We start from the raw sequence: 14,174 nt of genomic DNA, 5'->3' as shown, positions 1-14,174 counted from the left end.
AATAAAGTATGTCACAAGCACAATATGCAGGTACTGGACGTCGTAAAAACGCTGTTGCACGCGTTCGCCTTGTTCCAGGAACTGGTAAAATCACTGTTAACAAAAAAGATGTTGAAGAGTACATCCCACACGCTGACCTTCGTCTTGTCATCAACCAACCATTCGCAGTTACTTCAACTGCAGGTTCATACGACGTTTTCGTTAACGTTGTAGGTGGTGGATACGCTGGTCAATCAGGAGCTATCCGTCACGGTATCGCTCGTGCCCTTCTTCAAGTAGACCCAGACTTCCGCGATTCATTGAAACGCGCAGGACTTCTTACACGTGACTCACGTAAAGTTGAACGTAAGAAACCAGGTCTTAAGAAAGCTCGTAAAGCTAGCCAGTTCTCAAAACGTTAAGAACCAGCTACAATACAGCATTTACAACGCTTCATGGTTCACACCATGGGGTGTTTTTTTGATGATTTTTAGCAAAATTCACACCACTTTTCACACCATTACTTTTTAAGATTACGATAGGCAATCTCTCCAACAGCCATTGGAATGACATTTGAAGTGTTGACATAAGTCTTAGTTGTAATAGTATCACTATGGGTTAGAGCTTCAGAAATAGCTTCAAGTGAAGTTCCTGCTTGTTTAGCTAGAGTTGCGCCTGTATGGCGTAATTTGTGAGGTGTAGCGTGTGTCAGCTCTTTATGTCGCTTTCTAATGCTTTTCATTTTATTGTTCAGATAGTCAGCATGTAAAGGCTTGTTGGTGTTTCCTTTTGTGTCGATATATGTAAAAACAAATTGTTATGGATTACTGATGATGCCAAACTTTGCTAGTTCATATCTTTGTTGTTTTTCCCAAGAGATAAGAAGTTGAAGTAAATCATTAGAAATAGAGAAAAATAGGATAGCAAAAGCTCTATTCAGGAGAAAATGAAGCAAATATTTCCATAATAAAACGCATATTATCAAGGTTGTTCATTTCAATACCTGATAGTATGCGTTTTTAGGATTTTAAAGCCTGATTGCTCAGTCTCTTTTTCATTATAGTTCCGTTTGATTTATAGTTTCATTAATTCTATGGAGATTCATCATTTTGAGTAATAATAGTGCTTCCAGAAGTTATAGATCCCATTACATTCCCAATTTCTATCTTCAAGTGTCTGTATTATATAGTGTGGTCTAAATTCCTCATATCCTGTTAGGATTTGGGTAGAATCATTGATAAGAGACTGTTACAAATCTAGTTAGCTGTATGATTTATGATTATCTACTTTTCTAGCAACCAATCTATGATATTTTTCTTCTCAATTCCATTGTAATTTGCTGTTGGCTGAATCATATCCATTGTTAATAGATATTTTGGGAATTGATCTTTAATGGCTTCTAGTGGTCTGAGTTCTCTTTCTAGTGTTTCTGGAGCAAGGGTTGTTTCACTGACCTGATAATAAGCGTAGTGACCAAGATCTGTTACAACAACAAAATCAACCTCATATTTATCTAAATTACCAACATATACTTGTGAATATCTACGTCTCAATTCCAAATATACAATATTTTCCAAGATATGACCAATGTCTTCTTTGTGGTCTGGTAATAAGAGATGTCGTAAACCTAAATCAACGGGATAATATTTTTCTAAGCGTTGTAATAATGCTCTACCTTTTAAATCAAAACGTGGAACGGAATAAAAAAGTAAACTATCTGTCAAAGTTGTCAAATAATTTTCCAAAGTATTATGGGATATTGAAACATTTTGGCTGACTAGGGTATTGCGAATCTTATTTGTTGATATTAAGCTACCTGTACTACTGAGAAGGGTTCGGACAATACGCTCAATAATAGTAGGATTTGGATTTCCCAATCTAGTTACAATATCATTTAACAGTATTGAGTTATATATTCCTCTGAGATAGTCAATGTTTTCAGCATAAGATGATGTTTGCAATAAGTAAGGGAAAGCACTAAAGAGATAATTGTTAAAAATTTCTGTTGTATTCCGATTCTCTGAGAGAGATTGGCCTGATAGATATTCTTCAAATGACAAAGGAAGAACCTCTATCTCAACATACCGACCAGTCAAGTTTGTTGTTAATTGGCTACTCATAAAGTAGGCGTTAGATCCAGTCAAATAGAGGTCTACATTTGCTAAGATGAATAGACTATCTGCTACCAGTTCAAATTTTTCAACATGTTGAATTTCATCTAAAAAGATATAGTATGTTTTCTCCCCAACTAACTGCTTTTTTATATAAGCGAATAATGTTTGAAAATGTCGCAGGTCATAGTAACTCAAATCTTCGAAATTGATGGATATGATTTGATCTTCGTCTACCCCAGTTGCTAGTAACTCTTCTTTATAGAGTTGAAAGAGAACAGATTTACCAGCTCGTCTAACTCCACTCACAACCTTAATGATTTGTCGGTCACGATGTCTTCTTAGAAAGTATAAATAATGTGGTCTTTTGATATAGTTCATAATAGATACCTCAAAGATAGTATAATACAAATAGAAATTATTTTCAAATATTTAGAAATAATCTGATATTTATTTTATTATTTTTAAATATTTAGAAATAATATCTTTAGAATAGAAAATGACGATAATAAAATCATTTGAACTGACATGAAGTAGCTGTGCGTTTGTTGTTAAACTATTACATCATCTTTGTGATACAGTAGTTCGTATTTTTCGCCTACTTTTTATGATTATGATAAGTGAACCACCAACAGCCATTGGATATAAATTAGAAATGATTATGTTCTCATTTCGGGGAAATGCCCCTGAAAGTTAGTTCTATCAGCCAAATCAAGATTATAATTATCCTTAATAAAACTCTAAGGCTTTTATTCCATCCTTTGGCAATTTGGGCTTCTAGCCTCGGTGCAAACCACCCGTTAGATGGGTGTTATGATTTAAAAACGTCCTAAATTTTTTTGATTGACTAAAATTATTTTATAAAATAGTTTGTTAGATAGTTTTATCTTGAATACTAATAATCAAATGAAAGAAAAAGATAAGAGATACATAAATTCCTTATGTCGGGAAACTTCTCACTAATTTGCTACTTATCCCAACTTTTCAATACATCTCCCGAAATGCTTATAACATCTTGTGTTAAGCGTTTTCGTGTTTTATAATTCTATCATAACTAAAAAAAAGGAGAAGCTATATGTCAGTAGTATTAGCGAGAATTGATCAACGCATGATTCATGGTATTGTGGTAACACAATGGGCGGGGGCTACAAATGCCAAAAGGTTGATGGTAGTAGATAATGAAGTAAGTAAGGACGAAGTCCAAAAGGCTGCTATGAGGATGAGTAAACCTGCAGGAACTGGAATGTCAATTATTGATACAGATACTGCGATTACAAATTTTGCAGATGGCAAGTATGATAATCATAATGTTTTACTAATTGTTCGAGAACCTGAAACATTGGTGGCATTGGTTGAAGGTGGAGTAAAGATACCAAAAGTTAACGTTGGAATAATGTTTGATGGTGAAGGAAAAAAAACAGTCAAGAAGATGGTATCTGTCAATGAAAAAGAAATTGCTGATTTGAAAAGATTAAAAACACTTGGTGTTGAGGTAACATTCCATTTTGTTCCTTCTGATCCAGAGGAAAATTTAGAAAAGTATATTAAATAGGAGATGATACTATGGAAGTGATTCAAGGTTTACTTATTATTTTATTGTCGTTTTGGGTAGTACTAGATCAACAAGGATTGGTACTAAGTACTTGGTTTCCTATAATGGTTTCATTATTTGTTGGAATTATTATGGGAGATATGAAAACAGCAATGATTATTGGTGGAACATTCCAATTGATGGCATTAGGTGTTGCAAACATTGGTGGTTCATCAGTACCAAACTGGGGACTAGCAGCATTAGTAGGTGGTTTTATTGCGATTAAAACAACAAGTAATGTAGAGTCTGCAAAAGCTGTAGCTTTAGCAGTAGGAGTTCCTGTTGGAATGCTTGGGATTCAGTTGGATGTTTTAGCAAAAATACTTAATACATATGTAACCCACGCAGCTCAGAAGGCAGCTAATGAGAAAAAGTTTACTAAGATGAATCGAATTTTTTGGATTGGACCGGTTATTTTTGGTTTATCAACAGCAATTCCGACAGCTCTTTGTGTCATTTTTGGAGATAAAATTGTAAATGTAATTTTGAATAGTGTACCAGAATGGTTCACTAATGGTTTATCTATTGCAGGTAGTATCCTACCTGTTGTCGGAATCGCGATTCTATTACAGGTGATGCCTACTAAAAAATATTTAAGCATGCTTATTGTTGGCTTTATCCTTGCAGCATATTTGAATTTACCAATTTTAGGAATTTCTCTTGCTGGTTTTGCCATTGCATATTACTATTTCACTATGAATAAAAATGTATCAACTGTTGTCTCTTCAACAGTTGCCGGAGCTGAAGAATTTGGAGATGACTTTGATGAATGATGTACAACAAAAAATAACAAAAAAAGATATTCGTAATGCCGCGTTCAGATATATGTTTATGGCATGTAATACTTTTAATTATGAGAATCAACAGGGACCAGCAGTTGTTTATGGATTAAATAAAGTTTTAAGAAAAATCTATCCAAATGATGATGAATATGTTGCATCATTGAATAATCATTTTAAGTATTTTAATACTACTACTTGGATGGCTAATATCTTATTAGGTGCAAGTATAGCAATGGAAGAAAAAGATGGTATTGAATCTTTAGATACGGTACAAAATTTTAAAACTGGTATGATGGGACCACTTGCTGGTGTAGGTGATACCTTAATTTGGGTATTATATCCAACAATCATGGGCTCAATTGCAGCATATATGGGATTAGAAGGGAATCCAATTGGTGCAATAATTTGGTTAGTTTTGAATGTTTTCTTCCTATTTTTCCGATTTAAATTATTTGATATCGGATATGATTCTGGTTTGAAGTTGATAACCGGATTAGGTGAAAAATTAAATATTTTTACTGAATCTGCTTCAATCATGGGTTTAACGGTTGTTGGAGCTTTAATCCCATCTGTAGTTAAAATGAAGATTTCGACAGTATTTACTACAGGAGATGTTAAACTAGTAATTCAAGACGATATTCTTGATAAAATCATGCCAGCGCTATTACCTGCAGTGATGACTTATTTAGTTTACAAATTGTTAGCGAATAAGAAGTTATCCGTAATTCAAATTATTTTTGGAATTATTATTCTATCTTTAATTCTGTCTTACTTTGGCATTTTATCAGTTAATTAAAAGGAGAAAATATGACAAAAGTTATTATTGCAAGTCATCATCATCTTGCAACTGGGATGAAGGATACTATAGAGTACTTAATCCCATCCATTGGAAAAATTGATGTAATTGCAGCTTATATTAATAATGAGCCAATTGAAGACGAAATTTCAAAACTTTTAGAAAGTTATCCCGTTGACGAAAAAGTTCTGATTTTTACAGATTTGCTTGGTGGATCGGTGAACCAAACTTTTATTAGGTATATGAGCAAAAGAAATTTGTTTCTTGTAACAGGGATGAATTTACCAATTATTATGACGCTTTTGTTATCTATTGAGAGCGAAGATTTATCTGAAGATTTAATTAGAAAGTCTATTGATGAAGCAAAGAATCAATTACTTTTTGTGAATGATATATATAATCAAGTGACTGACGAGGATGATGAGTGATGGCAGATGCTTGGTGGAAAAATAGTGTTGTTTATCAAATTTATCCTCAAAGTTTTAAGGATTCAAATGGAGATGGTGTAGGTGACTTGAATGGAATAAAAGAAAAATTACCGTATCTCCATAAGTTAGGAATTGATGTTATTTGGCTTAATCCTATCTATGAATCACCATTGGTGGATAATGGATACGATATCAGTGATTATGAAAGAATCCTATCAATTTATGGGACAATGGAAGATTTTCAAGAATTATTAGCAGAAGCTCATAAATTAGAAATAAAGATTATTCTTGACTTGGTTGTGAATCATACCAGTGATAAGCATTCATGGTTTATTGAATCTAGAAAAAATAAAAATAATCCATATTCTGATTACTATATTTGGAAAGATCCTAAGCCAGATGGTAGCGAACCTAATAATTGGGGTTCCACTTTTGGTGGATCTGCATGGGAGTATGTTCCAGAACGAAATCAATATTATTTACATTGTTTTGCCAAGGAACAACCAGATTTAAATTGGGAAAATCCAACGGTACGTCAAGAAATTCAAAAAATGATGACCAAATGGTTTGATTTAGGAATTGATGGTTTCAGGATGGATGTCATTACATTGATAAGTAAAAGGCAGGACTATCCTGACGCACCGGATGGAGTTCCATACACTAAATCTTATTATGTAGGAGCTTCAAATGGCCCACGAGTTCATGAGTTTTTACATGAACTAAATCAGGAAGTTCTAAGCCGATATAATGTAATGACAGTTGGTGAAGCTCCAAATACAAACAGTGATCAAGCTTTGCAGTATACTCTGCCCGAAAATGAAGAATTGAATATGGTGTTTCATTTTGATCACATGCACTTGGATTATGGTAGATATGGTAAGTTCTCAGATATACGCTTTAAAGTAAGTGATTTAAAATCAGTTTTAACAGAGTGGCAATTGAAGTTAGAAAAAGGGTGGAATTCATTATACTGGAGTAATCACGATCAACCAAGAGCTGTCACTCGATTTGGTGATGATGGTGAATTTAGGGTACAGTCAGCAAAGATGTTAGCTACCTTATTGCATATGATGAAGGGAACTCCGTATGTTTTTCAAGGTGAAGAGTTGGGGATGAAGAATGTTCATTTTGATTCTGTAGAGAATTACAAAGATATCGAGACTAAATATTTTTATGAACTTATGAAGGAAAATGGTGAATCTTCATCTTATATAAATAATTCAATTTATTTAAAATCTAGAGATAATGCGAGAACACCGTTCCCATGGAATGGAAATAAAGAAGAAGGATATGGTTTTTCAAGTGGAAACCCTTGGATACAGTATTCTCCAGACAATTCTTCTATAAATGCAGAAGCCTGTCTTGAAGATTCAAACTCAATTTTTTATTATTATCAAAAATTAATCAGCTTGAGGCGCGATTACCCAATTATAATTCATGGGAAGTATGAATTGATAAACGAAGAAGATAGTGATGTTTTTAGTTATGTACGGGAATATAATAAACAAATTTTATTAATTGTGTGTTCATTCTCTAAAAAACCTACTACCTCGCAAGTGCCATCGAAACTGATTGGTCGTCAAGTAAAACATTTAATTGGAAATTATGAATCAGAACTTAAACAGCTTCCAAAATTTTTTGAATTGAAACCTTTTGAAGGTCAAGTTTTCTTAATAGAACAATAAGGTTGCTTTTGTAAAACGATGAATAGAATCTATTTGACAGTTGTAGTGAGAGTTAATAGTATTAAGATTAGATACTAGATTAAACCCTAATTTTAATAGGGAATTTATAGAATCTATTCACGAGGAACGTATGATATCAAATTTTTCTAAACTTGATATTGTGCGTTTTTTTGATTTGTCTCTTCTATTAATCTATTTATTGAAGACTAATTCAATCAATCATGAGTTCTGTTGTACATAATCTAAAGTGAGAATGTTTTATCTTTAATTCCATGTTTGTTTATGATAGAATTAAATTGTTTTATAGGATTTTCAAATGGATATGCACTTTTAATAACAACACCGATTTTGAAAATAATGATGTAAATAAAAAGGATGAAAAAATGAATTTTGAACAGCATGTTGAAGTTAACTATGATAGTTTAACAATGAGTGAAAAAGAGATGTTGCAGTTCATTGTTCAACATAAAGAATTAATTGTATCAAAAACGATAGTAGAAGTAGGAGAACTTTTATTAACTTCAAAAAGCACTGTTTTGAGATTAGCGAAGAAGATTGGTTTTAGAGGTTTTACAGATATGAGATATTCGATTCAAGATTCAATCTCTAAAACAAAATCAGTGGATAAAATAGACTTGTTATCTCAATTACAAATGGATATACAGAAAACATTTCGATTTGCTACAGAATTAGATTTTTTGCCCATTTTAAAAAAAATTTATGAAGCTTCCCAAGTAATATTGTATGCCACTGGTTTCACTCAAAACAATTTTACGAAAGAGTTGTCAAATGAATTATTCTTAAGTCATCGTCCAAATTATCTTGTTTCAGGGGAAACGAATTTTTCCATGCTAGCTGATAATTTGAATAAAGATGATTTAGTGATAATTACATCATTGAGTGGAAATACTAAAGGGATACAAACAACTATAAATAAATTAAATGCAAAGGGAGTTACTATTATTGGTGTAACGGAGTTTAGCGATAATTTTCTAAAGAATAATTCAACGTATCAATTGTTTTATGAAATTAGTAGAATAGACGAAAATCCAGACCTTGATAGTCGCTCTATGTCTTGCTTATATATTGTATTAATGATTTTGGCAAGAAAGTATAGAGAATTTGTAAATAAGTTAGGTGATTAAAGCTGATCATTCCTGATGTTTTTTATAGCTTAAAATAAAATTATGATTAACCTAAAAAATTTTAAAACGTTTTTAAAATGACTAAAATGATTACAGTACATTAGTTAAAAATGAAAAAGAAATTACATAGAAACATGGTATAATGTAACTAAAGGAGGTAGTATATGTCCTTAGATATAGATAAAGAAAAGATGACAATCATGGGAGTCGCTTTTGAAAATCGGTCCGTTTTTAAGAGTGTTTGGTATGCTTTAAGTACAAATATGATTGAAGGATGGCGACCTACGGTTAGTGATGTTGAAAAATTACGAGATGAAGCTCTTGCTCTGGGGATGGCTTAATGAAGCGTAAATGTTATGATTCTTATGACTATATTGATCCGAATAATTTATATACCTATCCAGATTCTTCAGTTCTAAGAAATAAGCAGGAAGAACGAGATGAACAAAAAGCACGTGAGCTTGAATATCGTATGGTTGCTAGTAAGAGTTTGAAATTATTTATCAATCCTATCCCAGTTTATAGTGTAGAAGATATATTGAAAATTCATCAATTTTTGTTTGAAGATATGTATCATTGGGCAGGTGAATTTAGAAAAGTCAATATTTCAAAAAGTGGTAATGCTTTTATGCCGATTCAGTCTTTCGATACAGCACTTACTTACCTTAATAATTTGATAGATAGATTTCATGACAATGCCAATAGTAGAAAAGAAGTCGTTCACTTATTGGTCGAAATTTTAGATAATCTCAATTATTTTCATCCATTCCGTGAAGGAAACGGTAGAACGCAGAGGGAGGTTATTCGTTCTTTAGCTTTGATGAAAGGTTTTGAATGTGAAATATCAATTGGTGATGATGATGAGATTTATCATTTATATATGGATGGTACAGTTTATGGAGACAAAACTAAATTAACGAAGTTATTTGAAAAAATTCTTTTCAAGTTATGAGTTTATACATTCGACTACCCTGGATAAGAATGCTCTATTGTACTAGAATATTTTATGTAATCTGCACCTTAAAAGTTAGATTTTTTCTATTTAACTTTTAGGTTGCAGTCCATTTTGGTATGGCATGATAGTAAATCTTGTGAGGTTTTGTAGCAAGTATTCAAATAAAAAAGCGCATACTATCAGGAGTGTAAAAAGCTTGATAGTATACGTTTTATCCTATGAAATATTTACTGGATTTTCTTCTCAAACTGACTTTTTAAGAAGTTGCCTTATCAACAATTTCAAATAAGTTTATGGAGCTATCTTTGGAAAAACTGTAGAATTTCAAAAATTACTACAGACCTTGAATTTTACTTATCATTTCAATGATTCAGATTGCTTACATTTTATTTTGATAAGTTTTACGGTAATCTCCAGGAGAAAGTCCAGTCCTTTGTTTAAAAATTTTAGTAAAGTAAGAATAATTATCATACCCCACTTGACAAGATACCTGTGATATCGAGATATTTGTTTGAGATAGAAGAGATTTAGCAGCATTAATGCGCTTATCCGTTATATATTTAACAAGAGTTTCTCCAGTTTCTTTTTTAAAAATTCTAGCTAAATGATCTGCACTGAGATAAACCATATCTGCTAATATAGAACGATTTATATCTTCATAGTAGTGATGATCTATGTATTCGACGATGCGTTGAATACTATTTTTCTGGTTTTCAATGTTTGTTGCAAATTTCTTAGCATGTGACCAGTAATAATCAAAGTAATCCTGAAAAGATTCAATTGAATGAAAGCGTCGTTGGAATAGGAAATCATGAGTGCTATTTTGGAACAGTTTATGTGCCGAAATTCCATTTTGATCTAGATATATTCCTATTTGTTGAGTCCAATCTAGTAAAATTTGTTGTAGCGTGAAAGTAGGAATTTGAGAATTATAGGCAAGTGAATTAATTTTTTCTCTTAATTCATATTCGCTTAAGCTATCTAAAAACGTAATTGAAAGAGTTTCTGTTTTGAAAGAAGTTGGGAAACTATGTGGAACACATGTAATAGTATTCCAATAAGAAACATACTGTTCATTATAAGTGTAGAGTTCTTTGGTATGAAATAAAATATCTGATATTTTATGGCAACTCTTATATATAATATTTGAGTATTTACTAAAATTATTAGAAATTTGAGAATGAATCTCATATGCCAATTTGTCACTACGTTTGGACGAGTCTACTCTAAAGAGACAAACATATTGATCAACCTGGCTTTCCATTTTGAATAGACTTATCAGATTATAAGAAGGTTGTGAAATTCTTTGAAGTTCTCTTTTTAGTTGAGAAGTCCATGATGGAGTTTCTGCAGAATAATCTTCTTCATTAAGATTGATTGTTAAAACTGCAAGGAAAAAATATTTGTGTTTTTGAAGAATAAAAGCTTGTTTGCTTGCTATGTTTTCTAGCTCATCAATGCGAGAAATTTGAGGTTTTCTAAGGTAATCATACCAGAAATTATCTTCTATTTGTAAAAGTGCATCATTTTTCCCGTTTGAGTTATGATTCTCAATTTTACTAATGGCTTTTTGAATAATAAATTCTAATCTTTCAAAATTAATAGGTTTTAGATAGTATTCGAAACTTTGCAATTCAATTGCTTTTTGAGCATAGTTGAAGTCGGCGTAATTGGTTAAGAAAATTGTTTTTATATCATATTTTTCATTTCTAATCCACGATAAGAGTTCGAGACCGCTGCCTTGAGGCATTTCTATATCGCTTATCATGAGATCAATAGGATGTTCGCTAATAATATTTTGAGCTTGAGTGAGGCTATAGGCAACATAAACAGTGTCAATGTGTAGTTTAGCCCAATTTATTTTCTCTCGTAAAGCTTCAATGATAAAACGATCGTCATCAACTAATAAGATGTTCATTATAACCTCCGTCTATAATTTTGTATGGAATAAGTAAAAGAATTTTAGCCCCACCTTCTTCATTATTTTCAAATGTAATAGTATAGTCGTTGGGATATAGAAGATTTAAACGTTCTATGGTGTTCGTTATCCCAATATGATGCCCATCTTCTGTTATTAGAGACTGTTTCTGATTTAGTTTTGATAAAATTTCTTCAGAGAAACCTGGACCATTATCTTCGATACAAATCTGAATATAATCTGAGTTCTCAGTTTTTACTTTTTTTATTGATAGCAAAATTGTAAATAAATCCTGAAATGAAAAACCGTGTTTGATTGTATTTTCAATAAATGTTTGTAAAAGTAATGATGGGACAAGAGTATTTTGTAGGTCATCAGTGTAGTTTAGTGAAAAGTAGATGCTATTTCCATATCGAATTCGTTGTATTTCTAAATAATCTTTAATATGCTGAACTTCATCTTTAAGTTCTGAAAAATCTTGATTAGCCATAAATAAATGACGGAGATAATTTGAAGTTAAGATAGTTAACTCTTCAATTTCCTTATAGTTTTTTGTTTGGAGCATACTATGAATCATTGATAACATGTTTAAGTAGAAATGTGGACGGATTTGGTTCTTAAGATAATTAAGTTCGATCTTCTTAAGTTCTAGTTGTGAATGGTATTCCCGTATTTTTAATTCTTGCATGTCAAATATTACTTTATTAAGTTTATCATTTGCCTTATCAATTTCTAGTATACCTTCAGATATAAAAAATTCAGAAGGGGGGATGGAGTCCCCAAGTTGAGAGAGTCGTTCAGTGAGTCTTGTTATCGGTTTAATCATCCACTGACGAATATACAGGATAATGATGATTGATAAAATGGTGATAATGATAGGAACGGCTGACAAAAATACTTCTAAGAGTGTGATATTTCTAAAGACTTCGGCATAATCGACTAAAACATAAATATCGAAAGGTAAATGCGTTTTTTCATTTTGAGCATGAATCAGGTAGTTTTCGGAGGGTATATTGTTAGGCTCTTTTAGGGAAAGTTTACCATTATTTCCAATATTGAGTTTTCTGAGAGGTTTTAGGATATCTTCTGAAGATATGACGGCATAAATGATTTTTCCTTCGTAATGAACAGATTTAACTAAGTATTCGCTGTTTTTAGTAGTTACATTTTTCCATTTACGGTCACTTATATCACTACGCAATGATTTTAGATTTGATTTTAACAGTAGATAATCTTCATATGGAATATAAAGATTGGAGACATTTATAAAATAATCAGTACTATCGGTTTCTAATAAGAATGTCATATGAGTTTCATTTTGATATTCAAACTCTGCAAAGCTAGTTTGAACTTTTTTGAGATCTTCTTGATAGTCAAGAAACGTTTGTACATGATTTAATTTCTCTAAAGATTCATTATGCGTTATTGTTGAGTACATAAAGCGTTCTACAGAATGCAATTTCTCATTAACAGAGTCAGCATAAATTTCAATTGAACTACGTAGGTGTACTATATTTTGGTTTTTAATAAAATTTCTGGTTATGTCACTCATAGCAATATTGATTAAAATATTTATCAATAGTAGTACAAGTAGGAGTTTAAAGAAAAAATGAATAGAATGTTTTTTTGATAAGTCGTGATTTAATTTCATATACTAGTCTCCTATTAAAATTATAGCACTTTGAAAATATGATATCATGTAACAAAACAGATATGTTTTATTAAGATGTCGGAAAAGTAATAGTTTTTAAAATTAAAAAACTGAAAAATTGATAAACCTAGTCCAAAAAGTTCTATTAAGGGAATTCTATATGGTGTAAAATAATCGTAGAAAATCAGATGGGAGGAAAAACATGAAAGTAGCATCTCAACTTCATAAAATAAAATTAAAGCATAGTATTCCGTTATATATATTACTTTTTCCTTCAATATTGCTATTAATTTTATTTTCCTATATTCCCATGTTGGGACTAATTATTGCATTTAAAGACTATTCACCAGCCAATGGTATCTTTGCTAGTCAGTGGGTAGGATTTAAGTACTTTACTCAATTTTTCTCATCATTCCAATTCGGGACAACTATGTTCAATACATTAAAAATTTCACTTTATAGTATTGTAGTAGGATTCCCCTTACCTATTATACTAGCTATCATTAGTAATCAGTTAAGAGTTGGGAAATTTAGAAAAATATTTCAAGTGACAACTTACTTACCTCATTTTATCTCTACAATGGTTATGTGTGGGATGATCATCTTATTTTTATCTCCTACTAGTGGTTTGTTAGCGAATGTATTTAAGTCTATTGGAATCACTATTCCAGATTTTTTATCAAAACCTAGTCATTTTGCAGGTGTTTATGTTTGGAGTGATGTATGGCAACATATTGGTTGGGATAGTATTATTTATCTAGCAGCGCTTTCTGCAATTGATCCTACATATTATGAGGCTGCAACTATGGATGGTGCTTCTAGGTTACAAAAAATTCGGCATATAGAATTACCATTGCTTTTGCCGACTGCTATGATTTTATTAATATTAAGAGCAGGTAGTTTATTAAGTGTAGGTTTTGAGAAAGTGTTACTACTACAGAATCCACTTAATTTAGCAGGAAGTGAGATAATTTCGACCTATGTTTATAAAGTTGGTATGGTGAATTTTCAGTATAGTTATTCGACAGCTATAGGGTTATTTAACACCGTAGTCAATCTAATAATTTTGTTATCTGTTAACTGGTTCTCAAAAAGATATACTAGAACGGGTCTTTTTTAAAGGAAGGAGTGCT

At 31.6% G+C, this 14,174-nt stretch carries 13 protein-coding genes and 1 pseudogene; 10 read left to right on the top strand and 4 right to left on the bottom strand.

Translation table 11 applies throughout. The annotated features are described in order from the left end of the window. The first annotated feature begins 8 nt into the window (after positions 1-8). Complete coding sequence (gene rpsI, locus OC530_RS03785; RefSeq protein ID WP_000075964.1) at positions 9-401, top strand: 30S ribosomal protein S9; 393 nt, start codon at positions 9-11, stop codon at positions 399-401. 98 nt (positions 402-499) lie between these two features. Here the strand turns inward: rpsI and OC530_RS03780 are convergent. Both OC530_RS03780 and OC530_RS03775 read right to left on the bottom strand, forming a co-directional pair. After that, positions 500-892: pseudogene (locus OC530_RS03780) on the bottom strand (tyrosine-type recombinase/integrase); the annotation flags it as partial. Between the two features lie 370 nt (positions 893-1,262). Next, entirely contained in the window at positions 1,263-2,471 is a 1,209-nt protein-coding gene (locus OC530_RS03775; protein WP_262079623.1) for an ATP-binding protein, read from the bottom strand. A gap of 694 nt (positions 2,472-3,165) precedes the next feature. Between OC530_RS03775 and OC530_RS03770 the strand changes: the two genes are divergently transcribed. The 8 genes from OC530_RS03770 to OC530_RS03735 all read left to right on the top strand — a co-directional run bounded on the left by OC530_RS03770 (position 3,166) and on the right by OC530_RS03735 (position 9,469). Then, positions 3,166-3,642, top strand: coding sequence for a PTS sugar transporter subunit IIB (locus OC530_RS03770; protein WP_172931947.1), 477 nt, complete (start codon positions 3,166-3,168; stop codon positions 3,640-3,642). Positions 3,643-3,653: 11 nt separating this feature from the next. Beyond that, positions 3,654-4,454, top strand: a complete 801-nt coding sequence (locus OC530_RS03765) for a PTS sugar transporter subunit IIC (RefSeq protein WP_112444304.1) — start codon at positions 3,654-3,656, stop codon at positions 4,452-4,454. Beyond that, positions 4,447-5,259 (top strand): PTS system mannose/fructose/sorbose family transporter subunit IID, encoded by an 813-nt coding sequence (locus tag OC530_RS03760; RefSeq protein WP_262079621.1) that lies wholly within the window; start codon positions 4,447-4,449, stop codon positions 5,257-5,259. Before OC530_RS03765 ends, OC530_RS03760 begins: the two co-directional genes overlap by 8 nt. A gap of 11 nt (positions 5,260-5,270) precedes the next feature. Beyond that, complete coding sequence (locus OC530_RS03755; protein ID WP_050242554.1) at positions 5,271-5,687, top strand: PTS sugar transporter subunit IIA; 417 nt, start codon at positions 5,271-5,273, stop codon at positions 5,685-5,687. Continuing rightward, positions 5,687-7,372: an alpha-glucosidase gene (locus OC530_RS03750; protein ID WP_262079618.1), complete on the top strand. Its 1,686-nt coding sequence runs from the start codon at positions 5,687-5,689 to the stop codon at positions 7,370-7,372. The genes OC530_RS03755 and OC530_RS03750 overlap by 1 nt, the downstream gene beginning before the upstream one ends. Positions 7,373-7,755: 383 nt before the next feature. Next, a complete protein-coding gene (locus OC530_RS03745; protein ID WP_172931949.1) occupies positions 7,756-8,517 on the top strand; it encodes a MurR/RpiR family transcriptional regulator in 762 nt (253 codons plus the stop codon). Positions 8,518-8,681: 164 nt separating this feature from the next. Then, the gene (locus OC530_RS03740) at positions 8,682-8,858 is read left to right on the top strand and encodes a hypothetical protein (protein WP_000050754.1); all 177 of its coding nucleotides are present in this window, start codon (positions 8,682-8,684) and stop codon (positions 8,856-8,858) included. Then, complete coding sequence (locus OC530_RS03735; RefSeq protein ID WP_172931950.1) at positions 8,858-9,469, top strand: Fic family protein; 612 nt, start codon at positions 8,858-8,860, stop codon at positions 9,467-9,469. Before OC530_RS03740 ends, OC530_RS03735 begins: the two co-directional genes overlap by 1 nt. Positions 9,470-9,851: 382 nt before the next feature. On the opposite strand, the gene OC530_RS03730 is transcribed toward OC530_RS03735, so the two are convergent. Both OC530_RS03730 and OC530_RS03725 read right to left on the bottom strand, forming a co-directional pair. Continuing rightward, positions 9,852-11,390, bottom strand: a complete 1,539-nt coding sequence (locus tag OC530_RS03730) for a response regulator (RefSeq protein WP_262079612.1) — start codon at positions 11,388-11,390, stop codon at positions 9,852-9,854. Next, the gene (locus OC530_RS03725) at positions 11,371-13,041 is read right to left on the bottom strand and encodes a histidine kinase (RefSeq protein ID WP_262079610.1); all 1,671 of its coding nucleotides are present in this window, start codon (positions 13,039-13,041) and stop codon (positions 11,371-11,373) included. The genes OC530_RS03730 and OC530_RS03725 overlap by 20 nt, the downstream gene beginning before the upstream one ends. A gap of 202 nt (positions 13,042-13,243) precedes the next feature. Between OC530_RS03725 and OC530_RS03720 the strand changes: the two genes are divergently transcribed. Continuing rightward, positions 13,244-14,161: a sugar ABC transporter permease gene (locus OC530_RS03720; protein ID WP_172931953.1), complete on the top strand. Its 918-nt coding sequence runs from the start codon at positions 13,244-13,246 to the stop codon at positions 14,159-14,161. Positions 14,162-14,174 lie beyond the last annotated feature (13 nt).

The organism is Streptococcus sp. Marseille-Q5619 (assembly GCF_946901205.1).
Classification (GTDB): domain Bacteria; phylum Bacillota; class Bacilli; order Lactobacillales; family Streptococcaceae; genus Streptococcus.
The sequence above is the reverse complement of the archived record's forward strand: the minus strand, read 5'-3'. Positions and strand labels throughout refer to the sequence as shown.